Origin of the sequence: Brevibacterium gallinarum (assembly GCF_014836885.1) — a bacterium.
Taxonomy (GTDB): domain Bacteria; phylum Actinomycetota; class Actinomycetes; order Actinomycetales; family Brevibacteriaceae; genus Brevibacterium; species Brevibacterium gallinarum.
In genome coordinates, this window is record NZ_JACSPY010000005.1 from 1 (window position 1) to 15,517 (window position 15,517).

Genomic DNA, 15,517 nt, shown 5'->3' on the forward strand with positions numbered 1-15,517 from the left:
GCATCGAGCCCACACCGCTATCGGAGGCCTCACCCCAGCCGACCGCGTTCACAACCTCACGGGGAACTACACCTAGCCGAGGTCGTTCCCGAGGTGGTGGAGCACCGCCTGCACGGACCCGATGTCGACTACCGAGCCGGTTACGAGCTCTTCGCCAGCACTCCGCTCGTCCTCGGCGGGCGCGGGCACGCCCAGCTCATTCCCTTCGGAGCCGGATCGATCCCGATCTCCCTCGACCTGCACAACAAGCTGCGCTACTTCGCAGCCGACGTCGGCCACCCCGAACTCACCCTCGCAGCCGACCCGCAGGGTCTGGGAGAGCGGATCGTCGGATCGGTGACTGCGGCATGGCGGGAGCGCGAGCAGCTGCAGGCCGATCTGGCGGCCGTGCAGCAAGAGTGGATGGAGATCTCGCAGCAGAACCTGGCGGGGATCTACGAAGCGGTGGCGGGCCGGTCGGTGCCGGAGGAGCCGTTCGCGCCCATCAGTGAGCAGAGCGCGCAGCGGGAGAGCTTTCATATCGCAGCGGCAGCCGAACTGGAGGAACCGCGCATTCTCAGCGACCGTGCGCACACACGCACGAAGGAGGTGCTGCAGGAGACGACCGCGGAGCTCCAGGAGACGCGGGAGCGGCTGGAGGAAGCAGAGAAGAAGTTGAGTGAGAGGGAGGCGGAGGCGCAGCGGCTGGGCGGTGAGCTGACGACGATGCGAAGGGAGCTTGAGGCGCTGCTCTCGAGGTCATTTGCCGATGAGGCCGGGGCAGTCGCGCGGCGCGGTATCCACGGTGTGAGATGGAGGGTCAGGCGGCTGTTGCGCCGGGTCCGGAGCTGAGGGCAGCCTCAAGGTCGGTGGCGAAGTCCTCGCGCACGGAGAAGACGAGTTCCGTGCCCGAGGCGATCGTCGCCTGCAGGTACGGCCCGCCGACGAGGAACGAAGTCGTCGAGCCAGCCCGCTTGTAACCGAGACCCACAAGCGCTTTCTCGACGCGGGCGACCTCGGTGATGTCAGCGATGTCGACCTCGACGAAGTAGAACCAGTAGCGCAGTTGCAGGACGCCGTCGCTGACGTTGATGCGCAGGGCAGAGGCTGAGAGCACGAGGCTGAGGACCGCCAGCAACAGGGCACAGGTGAGGATGATCCAGCTGAACCCGGTGAGCATGAGCAGCACGAGGAAGATCGGCAGCACCCACAGCACAGCCACGACATAGAGGCGGGGATAGACCCGCCAGCTCAGCTCAGACATGGTTCCATCCTACGGTCGGGCGACCACCGCCTCGGGCCCGGCGCGAAGCCGAAGGTGACGGGCAGATGAACGCAGGGCGACTTTGCGGTTACACTCAGCATGGGTCGCGAAGACCGCTCCTCAGATCTCCTCACCCCTGTTAGGTCGCGCGTGGAACTACTCATTCTCGTCGTGCTCGTCATCGCACTGGCACTGTTCTTCGACTTCACCAACGGGTTCCACGACACCGCCAATGCGATGGCCACCCCGATCGCCACCGGCGCGATCAAGCCGAAGACCGCCGTTGCGCTGGCTGCCGTGCTCAACCTCATCGGTGCGTTTCTGTCGACGGAGGTCGCCAAGACGATCTCCGGCGGGCTCATCAACGAAGGCGACGGCGGCGTCCACATCACCCCGCAGCTCATCCTCGCCGGCCTCATCGGCGCGATCGTGTGGAACATGATCACCTGGATCTACGGGCTGCCGTCCTCGTCCTCGCACGCACTGTTCGGCGGGCTCATCGGCGCAGCCGTCGTCGGTGCCGGACTGCACGCAGTGAACTTCTCCGTCGTGCTCTCCAAGGTCATCATTCCCGCCATCGCCGCCCCGCTCATCGCCGGGACCAGCGCCTATGTCTGCACCCGCCTGGCCTACCGCATCACCCGCCGGTACGCCAATGCCAACCGGCGCGGGGCCTTCAAATACGGGCAGATCTTCTCCTCCTCGCTCGTCGCGCTCGCCCACGGCACCAACGACGCGCAGAAGACGATGGGCGTCATCACCCTGCTGCTGATCTCCGCGCAGATGCAGGAGCCGGGCACCGGCCCGCACTTCTGGGTCATCGCCACCTGCGCCTTCGCCATTGCCTTCGGCACCTACCTCGGCGGCTGGCGGATCATCGACACGCTCGGCACGAAGCTCACCGAGGTCCGGCCCGCCCAGGGCCTGTCAGCCGAGACCTCGACTGCGGCGGCGATCCTCGCCTCCTCGCACCTGGGCTTCGCGCTGTCGACCACGCAGGTGGCCTCCGGTTCGGTGCTCGGCTCGGGGCTTGGCCGCAAGGGTGCTGACGTCAAATGGTCGACGGCCGGCAAGATCGCCTCCGGCTGGCTGTTCACACTCCCGGCCGCCGGCGCTGTCGGGGCGCTGGCAGCGATCGTGGCCAACCTCGGATTCTGGGGCGCGATGGCCGACGTCATTGTGGCGACGATCGTCGTGCTGTGGATCTACCTGCACTCGCGCAAGACCGCGCACCTCGTGCAGCTCTCGAAGCTCGACACCGTCGGCGATGCCGTGGGCATCCGCGGCCGGCGCGCCAAGCGCAAGGCGAAGAAGCAGGCCAAGCAGATGAAAGGCGAGAACCGCTGATGATCGACTGGATGTCCCTTATCATCGTCGCCGTCGCCACGCTCACCGCAGCGACCGTGACGATCACCCTGTTCTCCGTGGCCGTCCGCCTGCGCGCCTACGCCATCGACCTGCGCTCAGCCGGGCGCAACAACTCGTTGGTCTCGCTGGCCAGCCACGCGGTCTTCGGCATCTGCGGGATCGGCGTGCTCATCGGCGTCTACCTCATCGTCCCCGCCCTGCACGGCTGAACCAGTTCAGCGCGGGCGGACGGTGAGCGACTGCACGAGCGAACCGAGCGGCCCGCCAGCGTCATGGAGGATCGAATGGGTCAGACCCAGGCCGGTCTCCCCGAACGTCACACGGGTGTCGAAGCCCAGCCAGTCGCCGGTGAAGTCCGAGCGCAGGAAGTGCGCGGTGAGATCGACGTTGGGGAACATCACCTCAGCCGGATCTTGGCGCACCGTCATCCCGTTGGCGGCATCGAGGTGCGTGCACGCCTGCGCGAAGTCCGAGACCTCCTCGCCGTCGAGCAGCCGCTCATCCGAGCGCAGCCAGTACATCGCCCGGCCCGGTTCGAACTGACTGCGCCGGCCCTGCAGGGAGTCGATGTAGCCGCCGGGCCACACGCTGCGCGGATCGAACGGCCCGAGCTCCTCAGGCGGCGGGATCGGTTCGAAGGCGGTGCCTGCCACCGCCGAGGTGTCGGTGTCCTGCAGCAGCCAGGCGCGGGCTAACACGATGGTCCGCTCACCGTAGGTCACCTCGGCTTCGAGCAGCTCGATCGTACGGCCGGCCCGGCGCACGGAGACGGTGAGATCGAACTCGTCGATCGGGATGACGCCGTAGATGTCGGCCGACAGGCGGGCCATCTGCAGCGGCGCGCCCTCGCGGCGGGCGGCGTGGTCGCGTTCGAAGCTGTGGATGAGCAGCCCGATGATCGGGGAGATGTGCTGCTCTGCCTCATTCCATGCACCCGCCGTCGCGGCGGTCGCGCGCAGGCGCGTGTCCGAGAGCCGTTCGAAATATGCCATGGCAACAGACTAGCTGCAGCCGGCCACCGCCTCGGGAGCGGGGATGAATGCGAACCGGGCCGCACCCTGGCTCATGGGTGCGGCCCGACTCAGTCAGGGGTGCGGCGTCACTTCACGCCGAGGCGCTGGCGGAGGTTGTCGACCTCGGCCTTGAGCTCGGCCGGGACGTGATCGCCGAGCGAGTCGTACCATTCCTCGATCGAGGCGAGCTCCTCAGCCCACTCCTCAGGCTTGATGGCAAGCGCCTTGCGCAGCTGCTCCTCGGTCACGTCGAGGCCGTCGATGTCGAGCGAGCCCTCGGCCGGAGTGTGGCCCAGCGGGGTCTCGACGGCCTCGGCGGTGCCAGCCACGCGCTCGAAGACCCACTTGAGGACGCGGGAGTTCTCCGAGAAGCCCGGCCACAGGAACGAGCCGTCGTCGTCGCGGCGGAACCAGTTGACGTAGAAGATCTTCGGCAGCTTCGCACCCTCGGTGCGGCCGATCTCCAGCCAGTGGCGGAAGTAGTCGCCGACGTTGTAGCCGATGAACGGGCGCATCGCCATCGGGTCGCGGCGCACAACACCGACCTGGCCCTTGGCGGCAGCGGTGGTCTCCGAGGACAGGGTGGATCCCATGAACACGCCGTGGGTCCAGTCCTTCGTCTCGGTCACCAGCGGCATCGTCGTCTTGCGGCGGCCGCCGAAGAGGATCGCTGAGATCGGCACGCCGTTGGGGTTCTCGTACTCATCGGCGAGCGTCGGGGTGTTGGTGATCGGGGTGCAGAAGCGCGAGTTCGGGTGCGCAGCCGGGGTGCCCGACTCCGGAGTCCAGTCGTTGCCCTTCCAGTCGGTCAGGTGCGACGGGGTCTCCTCGGTCATGCCCTCCCACCAGACGTCACCGTCATCGGTGAGCGCGACATTGGTGAAGACGTTGCCGCCGGCCTCGATCGCACGCATCGCGGTCGGGTTGGTGGTGTAGCCGGTGCCCGGGGCGACGCCGAAGAGGCCGAACTCCGGGTTGACGGCGTAGAGCTGACCGTCCTCACCGAAGCGCATCCAGGCGATGTCGTCGCCGAGCGTCTCGGCCTTCCAGCCCTCAAGGGTCGGTTCGATCATCGCGAGGTTGGTCTTGCCGCAGGCGCTCGGGAAGGCGGCGGCGACGTACTTGACCTCGCCTTCGGGGCTGGTGAGCTTGAGGATGAGCATGTGCTCGGCCAGCCAGCCCTCTTCGCGGGCGATCGCCGAGGCGATGCGCAGCGAGTAGCACTTCTTGCCCAGCAGCGCGTTGCCGCCGTAGCCCGATCCAAACGACCAGATGGCGCGCTCTTCAGGGAAGTGGGTGATGTACTTCGTCGTGTTGCACGGCCACACGACGTCCTCCTGGCCGGGCTCCAGCGGTGCGCCGATGGAGTGGACGCACTCGACGAACTCGCCGCCGTGCTCCTCGATGGCCTTGAGCTCGGCGGTGCCGCAGCGTGCCATGATCTGCATCGAGAGGACGACGTAGGCCGAGTCGGTGACCTCGATGCCGAACATCGGCTGGTCGGCATCCGCACGTCCCATGACGAACGGGATGACGTACATCGTCCGGCCCTTCATCGAGCCGGCGAACAGGTCACCGAGGATGGACTTCATCTCATCCGGGGCCATCCAGTTGTTCAGTGGGCCGGCGTCGGCCTCTTCGCGCGAGCAGATGTAGGTGCGCTCCTCGACGCGGGCGACATCGTCCGGGTCGGAGGCGGCGTAGAACGAGTCCTTCTGCTTGGGCAGCGGCTTGAGGGTGCCGGCTTCGATAAGCTGGTTCTGCAGTTCGCGCTTCTGCTCGTTATCGCCGGTGATCCACTCGATGCGGTCGGGAGTGGTGCGCTCGGCGATCGAGCGGACGAAGCTGAGGATCTTCTCGTTGCTGGTCGGTGCGCCAGCAAGCAGGTCTTCGACTGAGCCACGGTCGAGGACGGTCATGAGGATCTCCTGATCTGTAGGGGTTCTGGAGTTCTGCTCGTGCGGACATCGCCGCCAAGCGATGCCTCCATCGTACGAACCGTTCTTCGTGGTCACTGGGGATTCGCCGGCTCCGCGCCTGTGCATTGAGTCACAAGCTGAGGGCTTATGCTTGGTTCACGTCAGATCATAGACGGGTAATCCCAAAGAAATGGCGTGTTTTCCCAAAGGTTGGTTTCGGCTCCAGATCGCCGCTCCCGAGGCGGTGGCTGGCGACTGTGGCGAAGGCCGCAGGGTGCGGATTTTGGCTCGCGGGCGATCGTGTGTATAGTTGTTCTGGTCATTGCGACAGTGCGCCACTAGCTCAACGGATAGAGCATCTGACTACGGATCAGAAGGTTGGGGGTTCGAATCCCTCGTGGCGCGCCAACTGAAACCGCCGCCCGGAAGCCGGGCGGCGGTTTCGCTATTCATGCTCTGACCAGCAGAGATGCTGTGTCACTCAGTGCTCGACGGCCTTCTCTGCGCCGTAGCCGGTCATCGAGCGGACCTCCATCTCGGCAGCGAGCTTCGGATCCTCGCCGCGCTTATCGGTGAGTGAGCCGATGAAGCCGAGCAGGAAGCCGACCGGAATCGAGATGATGCCCGGGTTCTGCAGCGGGAAGATCGCGAAGTCGATGTTGGGTCCGAGCATCGCTGTCTCCGTGCCGGAGACCACCGGTGAGATCGCGATGAGCCCGACAGCGGTGATGAGCCCACCGTAGATCGACCACACGGCACCGCGGGTGGTGAACCGGCGCCAGAACAGCGAGTACAGGATCGTCGGCAGGTTCGCACTCGCCGCCACTGCGAAGGCCAGGGCGACGAGGAACGCGATGTTCTGCCCCTGAACGCCGATGCCGCCGAAGATCGCGACACCGCCGATCGCCAGCACGGTGATGCGGGCGACCTTCACCTCGGTCTGCTGCGTGGCGGTGCCGCGCTTGATGACCGAGTTGTAGATGTCGTGGGAGAACGAGGCCGCCGCGGTGATCGTCAGACCGGCGACGACCGCGAGGATCGTCGCGAACGCGACGGCTGAGATCGTGCCGAGCAGGATCGGTCCGCCGAGTTCGAGCGCGAGCAGCGGTGCTGCCGAGTTCACTCCGCCCGGAGCGTTCTCGATCGCCTCGGAGCCGACCATGGCGGCCGCACCGTAGCCGAGCACCAGGGTGAAGAGGTAGAAGATGCCGATGAGCCAGATCGCCCAGACCACCGAGCGGCGTGCCTCAAGGGCGGTCGGCACGGTGTAGAAGCGCATGAGCACGTGCGGCAGCGCAGCGGTGCCGAGCACCAGGGCGATCGACAGGGATACGAAGTCGATCGGCAGCGCACCGTACTTGAGTCCGGGGGCGAGCAGCGCCTCGGGCGGGTCAGCGGTCGCATTGGCAACGGCATCGCCGAGCAGCTGGGAGAAGTTGAACCCGTTGAGCGCCAGCACCCAGATGGTCATGATGCCCGCTCCGCCGATGAGCAGGAACGCTTTCACGATCTGCACCCATGTGGTGCCCTTCATGCCGCCGAACATGACGTACATGATCATGAGCACGCCGACGACGGCGACGACGATCGACTGGCCGGTCTTGCTGTCGATGCCCAGCAGCAGGGACACGAGCCCACCGGCGCCGGCCATCTGGGCGAGCAGGTAGAAGAAGCACACCGCCAGTGTCGACATCGCCGCAGCCAGGCGCACGGGGCGCTGCTTGAGGCGGAAGGAGAGCACATCGGCCATCGTGAACTTGCCGGTATTGCGCATGAGCTCGGCGACGAGCAGCAGCGCGACGAGCCAGGCGACGAGGAACCCGATCGAGTAGAGGAAGCCGTCATAGCCGGTCACTGCGATCGCGCCGACGATGCCGAGGAAGGAAGCGGCTGAGAGGTAGTCGCCGGAGATCGCGAAGCCGTTCTGCGGGCCGGAGAACGACCGGCCGCCGGCGTAGAAGTCGGAAGCGCTGGCGTTGCGCTTGGCGACACGGAAGACGATCGTCATCGTGATGGCGACGAAGACGAGGAAGATCGCGATGTTGAGGACGGGATTGTTCTCTGCGGTGGGATTGTCCTGGGCCACTGTGGTCAGTGCTGCTGCGAGCGTCATCGTTCGCCCTCCTCATCCTCGGTGGGGGTCTCTGCAGGTGCGCCGGCGGCATGGGCGCCGCGGGCATCTGCGGGGCGTTCGGCGAAGTCGGCGGCCTGCTTCTCCAGCATCAGGCGGATCTCGTTGGCTGCCGGGTCGATGCGGCGGTTGGCGAAGCGCACGTAGACCATCGTGATGATGAAGGTCGTGGCGAACTGGCCGAGGCCGAGCAGGATGCCGAGGTTGATGTTGCCGATCACCGGGGTCGCCATGAAGTCATGGGCGTAGGCGCCGAGCAGGACATAGGCGAAGTACCAGAGGAAGAAGAACGCGCTCAGCGGCAGCACCAGCGAGCGGTGTTTCTTCTTCAGTGCCTGGAACTCCGGTTGGGATTCGACTTTCTCGAAGTCGATCGCTGTGGTCGGTGGGGACACTGGGGCACCATTCCTTTCGCTGCCGCCGGGTTGGAGGCGGCTCTGGCGAAACTGTACGCGCCTGAAACTGTGACGGGCACCACATCGATCAAGCCGTTATCAAGATGTGTTGTGATTTCTCAGAAAGCAAGACGCCGGCCGAGACCCTTCGGTCTGCGGCCGGCGTCTGCGTGAGCAGGAGTTCTGCCAGGTGTCAGCCCTTGCGGCGGCGAGTCAGTGCGACGGCCCCGGCACCGAGTCCGACGAGCACTCCGGCCACGGCCACGCTGCCGAGCTCCATGCCGGTGCGCGGCAGGCGGCGACCGTCAGCTGCGGGCTGGCGATCCGTGCGCGGATCCTTCGACGAGTCCGGTGATCCCCTGCGGTCACCGTTTCCCTGGCCCTGATCGTCATCGTGCTGGCCCTGATCGTCATCGTGCTGGCCCTGATCGTCATCGTGCTGACCCTGATCGTCGGACGGGTCATCGCTCGGGTCGACCGTGGGATCTTCGGTCGGCTGCTCACCGGCATCCTCGTCGACGTTGAAGCCGACGATGAGCGGATCATGGTCCGAGGAGCGGTAGACCGAATCGTCGTACAGCTTGCGGACATTGTTGTTGTAGCGGCTGTACTCCAGCCCGACCGACTCACCGGAGTTGATGTTCCACACATCGGCACCGGTGACAGAGCCCGCGAGTTCTGCGCTGGCGAGGATGTGGTCGAGGCTGCCGACGCGGCCGCCGAACAGGTAGGTCTGCTCGTCGGTGTGCTCTTCGCCGAGGTTGGTGTACCCGGCCTCGTAGAACACCTGCATCGGGTCTTCGAAGGTGTAGGAGTTGAAGTCGCCGAGCAGGAACGCCTTGTCGGTGCCGGTGGCCTTCTTCTGCTCATCGGCGAACCCGACGAGCGCCTTGGCCTGCTTGACACGGTCGGCGTTCGAGGCGCCCTGGCCGTCACCGGAGTCCTCGTTGCCGTCTCCGGAGCCGGAGCCCTTCGACTTGAAGTGGTTGACGATCGCGACGAACTCCGCGTCGGTGCCGCCGGGCTTCGCGAAGGCCTGTGCGAGCGGGGCGCGGGCGTTCGTGAAGGCCGGGTTGTCGAGGATCGCCGGAGTGCCGGCCGGCTCGGCCTCGGCCGTCTGGTAGATGAACGCGGTGCGGATGACATCCTCGCCGACGGCCGGGACCTGCTCGGGGCTGGCCGCAGCCGCCCACTTCTCAGATCCGGCAGCAGCGTTGAGCGCGCCGACGAGCTGGTTGAGTGCCTCGTCGCGGTCCTTGCCGAAGGCCGCCGACTGCTCGATCTCTTCGAGCGCGACGATCGAGGCATCGAGGGTGTTGATGCCGTTGACGATCTTGGCCTGCTGGCGTTCGAAGTTCTCGGCGTTGGCCGCGCCGCGGGCAGCGCAGCCGCTGCGCACAGTGATCGGGTTGCCCTCGCGGTCGGTGTAGTACTGGCAGCCGCTGAGCTCATCGCCGGTGGTCGGGAAGTAGTTGAGCACGTTGTAGCTGGCGATGCTCAGCTGCCCGCCCACCGCCTCGGGCGCGGCCGGACGGCTGTTCGCGAACGTCGCCGGTGCGGCTTCGTCCTCGTTCTCCCCGGTGACGGTCGCGGTGGGCTGCAGGCGCCAGGTGTCGTGTCCGTAGCCGAGCACCGCCGCCGAGGTGAAGGTCGCCTCAGCGCCGACGCGCACCGGGCTGTCCAGGGACACGTAGGGCACCGGCACGTCGCTGGCCCTGCCGGTGAAGTCGCGGGTCGCGCCGTCGTCGAGGAGGAAGAAGCGCTCGGCGTTCTCCGCGGCGAGCTTCGCAGCCTCATCGGTGCCGGGGCGGTGGGCATCAGTGTGGTGGCGCAGCGGCTTCGTGCCATTAGTCAGGCCGACCTCGCCGTAGCGGTTGGCGGTGTAGGTGTCGGCCACGGTGATCGGGCCGGCCGGGTGGACGAGCATGCCCTCGAGCGACTCGCGGGCCTCATCGCCATCCGGCAGCGCGCCGGTGAACGGCTTGGGCGCCTCGGCTGGTTCGCTCAGCTCGGTCAGGCCGCTGCCCGAGACGGTGATCTGGGTCTGGCCGTAGTATTCGCTCACCGTGCCGGTGACCTCGACGTGCACACCGGGCCTGACCGTGCCGACGGTGTCCTTCGAGTACACGAAGATGCCCTCCGAGGCGCCGGGCACCTGGTGGGCGTCACCGCCGCTGCCGGCGGTCTGGATGAAGTATCCGTCAAGCCCGCCCTCGGGGTAGGCGGCGGTGACAACACCGCGGGTGCTGACGGTCGTGCCGTCGAGCGGGCTGGACTCTCCGGTGCCCTGGATCTCGGAGATCGGGGTGAGGTTGGCGGGATCTGTCGGATCGTCAGGATCGTCTGTCGGATCCGGGTTCGGTGTGTTGCCGGAGAGCTCGCCGGGCGTCGGCGCACCGGCGCTCCAGCTGCTGCCGGACTTCTGGATCGACTGGCCCGCAGGCGCGGTCGCCCCGGTCGGGGTCGCCTCGGCGCCCTGGGCCGCCTCGGGAAGCAGCGCGCTGGTGCCCGCGGTGACGCCGCGGCCGCCAGTGGTGCCGCCGACCTGCGCGAAGTCCTGCAGCTCGCCGTCGGCGTCGGCGACGAAGGCAGAGGAGCCGTACGCGCCATCGGCGGCGCTGCCGGACTTGACCGAGTTGGTGATCGGCACCGAGACCGCGTGCGCACCTGAGTCCGGGGCAGTGGTGCCGGCCGGCAGCGTCACGACGTGGGCGTCGGACTGCGGGGTGCCGCCGCGGGTGACCGAGCCGACTGTCCAGCCGGAGAGGTCGGTGCCGGGATCAGCGGCGATCTCGATGAAGTCAGTGTCGTCGGCGCCGGCGTAGGCGATCTCGGAGATCGCCGCCGTGCCGGCCGGTGCCGCAGCCGCCGGAACGGCGATGAGCACGCCGGAGGTGCCGGCTGCGATGAGCACGGAACCGGCCACAGCCGTTGCGCGCAGGTGGAGGGAGTGCATGGAGGAGTCCTTCAGTCGGAGTGCATCCCGGATGGCCGGGAGTGCAGATGAGCCTCTTCCACGGTACCCAGGATCCACTCAGAAATCGGGAGTCCGGTCCGAAGTTCTGCTGAACAGCGCGTTACCTGTCAGCGATCTCGGCCGGGGAGGCCGCAGCCAGCCTGGCGGTGAGCGCACCGTGGGCGCGCACCCCGGGATCGTGCCGGGTGCAGGTGGATTCGACATCGAATCCAGCCAAGCGCAGACGGGTGGAGAGTGCGTCTGCAGGCCAATACCAGGCGGCCGAAACCGCGTGGTCGAACGCTGCGACGGCGTCAGCCGTGAAGAAGCCGATGAGGAGGCTTCCGCCGGGCCGGAGGACGCGGCGGAACTCTGCGAGTGCCGGCTCGATCGCCTCCGGGGTGAGATGGATGAACGAATTCCGGCACCGGTTCGATGCCGATGACGTCATGGCCGCCACGGTGGAGGAAGTCCGTCCACTGCCCGGGACCGCAGCCCACGTCGGCGATCCGGCCGCCGACGTCGTCAGCCCAGCCGCTGATGAGGTCTCGGTCCCCCGGGTGAGTCGCCTCGATCGTCCCGAGCTGCGCGGCGTACTCGACCGCCCGCAGCCGGTACGCCGCGTCGGTCCGAGCCTGCCAGCTCAACTGCCGGTGCGCTGCTTGAACTCGACCTCGACGAAGGCGCATTCGGTGTCGGACTTGTTGATGACGTTGTGCTCGCTGCCGACCGGCCGCGTGTAGCTGGCACCGGGGACGAGCACGTTCTCGAACGTCTCCTCCGGTGTCACCACGGTCAGCGTGCCCGGTTCGGTCGGCACGACGACGTAGTCCATCTCATGGACGTGCATCGTCGTCTCCGACCCCGGCGGGAAGCGCCATTCGGTCACGCGGGTGAACTCGTTGTCGATCTGGACGGTCGCAATCGCCTGGGTGTACTCGCTCATGGAAACAGCATAGCCGCGGACGCATGCGATCATGTGTCCGCGGCCACCGCTGCGATCAGGTGGGTGTCAGCCCCTGAGATCTTCGGCCAGCGCGTGGAAGTCGCTGCTCGGGTTGCCGAACCGGTGCAGCGTCATCGAGATCGCCTGCTCGTGGACGTAGTAGCGCTGCTCGACGCGGGCTGAGCTGACGACGTCCTGGTCGATGACGGCGACCTCGGGACGGTCGACGGTCGCCTCCCGCAGCTCCGGCTCGACCGAGCCGACAACCCGGATCCGGGCGCCGACGGTGTCGTCGTAGCTGCCGTCAGCCACCGCCGAGGCGAACGCGTCTGCCGTCTCGACCGCTACCTCGGCAGTGGTGTCCGTCGCCGAGGCGGTGCTCGCCTGCAGGGCGTCGCGAGCGGCCTCGACGAGCTCACCGGAGCAGTCGGGGTGGACCGAGACGAGCAGCGGGGCGCCGACGGTCCGGCCGGCGTGGGCGGTGCGGCGCACATGGTCGCCGACGGCGTCGGGGGTCACGCGGATGGTGACCGGACGGGGCAGGTGGCGGAAGATGTTGGCCTCGGCGTGCAGGCCGGTCGGATCGGCGGGCTGGCCGAAGAACTCCCGGTAGACCTTCTCATCATCGCCGTAGGCCTTCGCCAGCCAGTCCGAGCCGGTGCCGGCGGTGGCGTGGGCGTCGCCGGGCAGCTCGGCATCGCGCCAGTCGCCGAAGAGCATGAGGTAGTTCGGGCCGCCGGCCTTCGAGCCGAGTCCCACCGAGGACAGCTTCCAGCCGCCGAAGGGCTGCCGGCGCACAATCGCACCGGTGATGCCGCGGTTGACGTAGACGTTGCCGGCCTCGACCTCATCGAGCCACTGGGCCACCTCGCCGGTGTCGAGCGAGTGGATCCCGGCAGTCAGGCCGAAGTCGACGGCGTTCTGCAGCTCCAGGGCCTCATCGAGGTCCTTCGCATGCATGAGGCCGAGCACCGGGCCGAAGCACTCGGTGAGGTGGAAGAACGAACCGGGCTTCACCCCGTCCTTGACACCGGGGCTCCACAGCCGGCCGGAGTCATCGAGCATCTTCGGCTCCACCAGCCACGACTCACCCTCATCGAGCTGCGTGAGCGCACGCTCAAGCTTCTCGGAGGGCTCCTCGGTCAGCGGGCCCATCTCGGCGAACAGGTTCGTCGGATAGTCGACGACGAGCGAGGACGCAGCGTCGACGATCTGCCGGCGGTAGCGCTCGGAGTCGTACACCGAGCCGACGAGGATGCCCAGCGATGCTGCCGAGCACTTCTGCCCGGCATGGCCGAAGGCTGAGGCGACGAGATCGGCAACCGCGAGGTCGCGGTCGGCGGCCGGGGTGATGACGAGGGCGTTCTTGCCCGAGGTCTCGGCGTTGATCTCGAGTGCGGGGTTGAAGCTCTTGAACAGGGAGGCTGTCTCCGAAGCACCGGTGAGGATGACGCGGTCGACGTCGGGGTGGGACAGCAGCGCCTTGCCGATGTCTCCTTCGCTCGGGGCGACGACCTGCAGCACCTCACGCGGCACACCGGCCTGCCACAGGCACTCGACGAGCAGCGCCGAACAGTGCGGGGTCGGCGAGGACGGCTTGTGGATGACGGCGGCACCGGCGGCTAGTGCGGCGACGGTCGAGCCGGTCGGGATCGCGACGGGGAAGTTCCACGGCGGGGTCACGACGACGAGCTCATCGGGTTCGAACCGGGCGCCGGGGATCTGCTCGAGGTCGAGTGCCTGAGAGGCGTAGTAGCGGATGAAGTCGATCGCCTCGGAGACCTCCGGGTCGGACTGCGCGAAGGTCTTGCCCGCCTCGGCGGCCATCGTCGTGAGGAACTCCCCGCGCCGGTTGGCGAAGATGTCAGCGGCAGCCAGCAGGATCTTGCCGCGGCCGGCGGCTCCGAGCTCCCGCCAGCCGGCGGCAGCGGCCTTGCCCGTGGCGATCCGGGACTCCATATCGGCAACCGACTCCACCGCCTCGGGAACGGGGCGGCCGGCCAGCCAGTCACTGGCGCGCACCGGCTCGATGAGCTGCTCGGCCCACCGCTGGTTGGCCGGCAGCGCCGGGTCGGTATCGGGTTCGTTGACGAACTCGCCGAGGCGGTGGTCGCCGGCGTACTCCTGGGTGCGGTCCTGCGTGCGGTTCGGGCGCGGGGCCGTCTCACCGTCAGCGGCGAGGATCTCCTTGAGATCGTCGACGGCGGCGCGGAAGCGCTCCTCTTCCTGGCGGAAGGCGGCGTTTCCGTTGCGCAGCTCGAAGATCGTCGACATGAAGTTCTCCGACGAGGAGTTCTCCTCCAGCCGGCGGACGAGGTAGGAGATCGCGACGTCGAACTCGGCCGGGTGGACGGCCGGGACGTAGAGCAGCAGCTGGCCGACATCAGCGCTGATCGCCGCCGACTGCTCAGTCGCCATGCCCTGCAGCATCTCGAACTCGACCCGGTCGGCGACCCCGCGCGACAGGGACAGTTCATGGGCGAAGGCGATGTCGAACAGGTTGTGACCGGCCACGCCGATCCGCAGCCCGGTCATCCGCTCGCGCTGGAACAGCCAGTGCAGTACCCGCTTGTAGTTGGCGTCGGTGGCCTCCTTCGACGGGCAGGTCGTCAGCGGCCAACCGGCGATCTCAGCGTGGACCTGCTCCATCGGCAGGTTCGCGCCCTTGACGAGCCGGACCTTGATCCCGGCCCCGCCGCTGGCGACGCGCTCATCGGCGAAGGCGGCCAGACGCTGCATCGCGGCCAGCGCATCGGGCAGGTAGGCCTGCAGCACGATCCCGGCTTCGAGGTGCTTGAGCTCCGGTTCGCTCAGCAGGCGGGTGAAGACCTCCAGGGTGATCTCGAGGTCGCCGTACTCCTCCATGTCGAGGTTGATGAACTTCGAACCGGCAGGGGCCTTGGCGGCTTCGCGGTAGAGCGGGCGCAGCCGGGCGAGGACGTACTCGACGGTGTCCTCGAAGGCCCAGAGATTGATCTGCGAGGCGATCGAGGAGGCCTTGATGGAGACGTAGTCGACGTCGTCGCGGGCGAGCAGCTCGTGGGTGCGCTCCAGATGGCGGTCGGCCTCCTCATCACCGAGGACGGCCTCGCCGAGCAGGTTGATGTTGAGGCGGTGGCCGTCGGCGGTCAGGGTGGCGACGGCCCTGCCGAGCTGGTCGGGCCGGGCGTCGACGATCATGTGCCCGACCATCGAGCGCAGTCGGGCCCGGGCGGCGGGCACGACGACCTGCGGGGCGACCGGGGCGAGTGCCGAGCCGGCCTTGATCTGGGCGCGGTCGAGAGCCGAGATCGTCGCCGGTGCCATCGCTGCGACCTCGCGCAGCGCTTGGGCGGCGGAGTGGGAGTCCTCGGTGCGGATGACGCGGTCGACGAAGCCGACGGTGAAGTCCAGGCCCTTGGGGTCGGACAGGATCGCGGCGAGCCGTTCGGCGGCCGGGTCCTTGGCCGCAGGCGTGCCGGCCGAGATCCGCAGCCACCGGCGCACGCGGTCGACGGCGGCCTCGGTGATGGCCGTGAGATTGGTGTCCTCGATCATGGTGCCTCC

Annotated in this window: 12 protein-coding genes and 1 tRNA gene; 4 read left to right on the forward strand and 9 right to left on the reverse strand. The window is 67.6% G+C overall.

Annotation, left to right across the window (positions count from 1 at the left end):
• Positions 1 to 93 precede the first annotated feature (93 nt).
• Positions 94 to 831: a hypothetical protein gene (locus H9634_RS06455; protein WP_191725900.1), complete on the forward strand. Its 738-nt coding sequence runs from the start codon at positions 94 to 96 to the stop codon at positions 829 to 831.
• Here H9634_RS06455 and H9634_RS06460 read toward each other — a convergent pair.
• Positions 800 to 1,243 carry a hypothetical protein gene (locus H9634_RS06460; RefSeq protein ID WP_191725901.1) on the reverse strand — a complete coding sequence of 148 codons (444 nt, stop codon included), beginning with the start codon at positions 1,241 to 1,243 and terminating at the stop codon, positions 800 to 802. The genes H9634_RS06455 and H9634_RS06460 overlap by 32 nt on opposite strands.
• Positions 1,244 to 1,393: 150 nt before the next feature.
• On the opposite strand from H9634_RS06460, the gene H9634_RS06465 reads away from it, so the two are divergent.
• Both H9634_RS06465 and H9634_RS06470 read left to right on the forward strand, forming a co-directional pair.
• On the forward strand, positions 1,394 to 2,590 hold the full coding sequence (locus H9634_RS06465; protein ID WP_191725902.1) for an inorganic phosphate transporter: 1,197 nt from the start codon (positions 1,394 to 1,396) through the stop codon (positions 2,588 to 2,590).
• An 11-nt stretch (positions 2,591 to 2,601) separates the two neighbouring features.
• Entirely contained in the window at positions 2,602 to 2,820 is a 219-nt protein-coding gene (locus H9634_RS06470) for a hypothetical protein (protein WP_225210680.1), read from the forward strand.
• Positions 2,821 to 2,826: 6 nt separating this feature from the next.
• Here the strand turns inward: H9634_RS06470 and H9634_RS06475 are convergent, their stop codons facing one another.
• Entirely contained in the window at positions 2,827 to 3,603 is a 777-nt protein-coding gene (locus H9634_RS06475) for a thioesterase family protein (protein WP_191725904.1), read from the reverse strand.
• A 107-nt stretch (positions 3,604 to 3,710) separates the two neighbouring features.
• Entirely contained in the window at positions 3,711 to 5,543 is a 1,833-nt protein-coding gene (locus H9634_RS06480) for a phosphoenolpyruvate carboxykinase (GTP) (protein ID WP_191725905.1), read from the reverse strand.
• Between the two features lie 332 nt (positions 5,544 to 5,875).
• Here H9634_RS06480 and H9634_RS06485 point away from each other — a divergent pair.
• Positions 5,876 to 5,951, forward strand: a tRNA-Arg gene (locus H9634_RS06485).
• Positions 5,952 to 6,024: 73 nt separating this feature from the next.
• Here H9634_RS06485 and H9634_RS06490 read toward each other — a convergent pair.
• The 6 genes from H9634_RS06490 to H9634_RS06515 form a co-directional block, all read right to left on the reverse strand.
• Positions 6,025 to 7,656 carry a solute symporter family protein gene (locus H9634_RS06490; RefSeq protein ID WP_191725906.1) on the reverse strand — a complete coding sequence of 544 codons (1,632 nt, stop codon included), beginning with the start codon at positions 7,654 to 7,656 and terminating at the stop codon, positions 6,025 to 6,027.
• Complete coding sequence (locus tag H9634_RS06495; RefSeq protein ID WP_191725907.1) at positions 7,653 to 8,069, reverse strand: DUF485 domain-containing protein; 417 nt, start codon at positions 8,067 to 8,069, stop codon at positions 7,653 to 7,655. The genes H9634_RS06490 and H9634_RS06495 overlap by 4 nt, the downstream gene beginning before the upstream one ends.
• A 193-nt stretch (positions 8,070 to 8,262) precedes the next feature.
• On the reverse strand, positions 8,263 to 11,025 hold the full coding sequence (locus tag H9634_RS06500; protein WP_191725908.1) for an ExeM/NucH family extracellular endonuclease: 2,763 nt from the start codon (positions 11,023 to 11,025) through the stop codon (positions 8,263 to 8,265).
• A 121-nt stretch (positions 11,026 to 11,146) separates the two neighbouring features.
• Complete coding sequence (locus H9634_RS06505; protein WP_225210681.1) at positions 11,147 to 11,476, reverse strand: class I SAM-dependent methyltransferase; 330 nt, start codon at positions 11,474 to 11,476, stop codon at positions 11,147 to 11,149.
• Positions 11,477 to 11,668: 192 nt separating this feature from the next.
• On the reverse strand, positions 11,669 to 11,971 hold the full coding sequence (locus H9634_RS06510) for a cupin domain-containing protein (protein ID WP_102161076.1): 303 nt from the start codon (positions 11,969 to 11,971) through the stop codon (positions 11,669 to 11,671).
• 66 nt (positions 11,972 to 12,037) lie between these two features.
• Positions 12,038 to 15,508: a bifunctional proline dehydrogenase/L-glutamate gamma-semialdehyde dehydrogenase gene (locus H9634_RS06515; RefSeq protein ID WP_191725909.1), complete on the reverse strand. Its 3,471-nt coding sequence runs from the start codon at positions 15,506 to 15,508 to the stop codon at positions 12,038 to 12,040.
• Positions 15,509 to 15,517 lie beyond the last annotated feature (9 nt).

What these genes read in the sequence shown, in the direction of transcription:
- H9634_RS06505 (WP_225210681.1), bottom strand. Translation starts at nt 11,476, where the DNA reads ATGACGTCATCGGCATCGAACCGGTGCCGGAATTCGTTCATCCATCTC.
- H9634_RS06470 (WP_225210680.1), top strand. Translation starts at nt 2,602, where the DNA reads ATGTCCCTTATCATCGTCGCCGTCGCCACGCTCACCGCAGCGACCGTG.
- H9634_RS06475 (WP_191725904.1), bottom strand. Translation starts at nt 3,603, where the DNA reads ATGGCATATTTCGAACGGCTCTCGGACACGCGCCTGCGCGCGACCGCC.
- H9634_RS06500 (WP_191725908.1), bottom strand. Translation starts at nt 11,025, where the DNA reads ATGCACTCCCTCCACCTGCGCGCAACGGCTGTGGCCGGTTCCGTGCTC.
- H9634_RS06460 (WP_191725901.1), bottom strand. Translation starts at nt 1,243, where the DNA reads ATGTCTGAGCTGAGCTGGCGGGTCTATCCCCGCCTCTATGTCGTGGCT.
- H9634_RS06480 (WP_191725905.1), bottom strand. Translation starts at nt 5,543, where the DNA reads ATGACCGTCCTCGACCGTGGCTCAGTCGAAGACCTGCTTGCTGGCGCA.
- H9634_RS06515 (WP_191725909.1), bottom strand. Translation starts at nt 15,508, where the DNA reads ATGATCGAGGACACCAATCTCACGGCCATCACCGAGGCCGCCGTCGAC.
- H9634_RS06490 (WP_191725906.1), bottom strand. Translation starts at nt 7,656, where the DNA reads ATGACGCTCGCAGCAGCACTGACCACAGTGGCCCAGGACAATCCCACC.
- H9634_RS06510 (WP_102161076.1), bottom strand. Translation starts at nt 11,971, where the DNA reads ATGAGCGAGTACACCCAGGCGATTGCGACCGTCCAGATCGACAACGAG.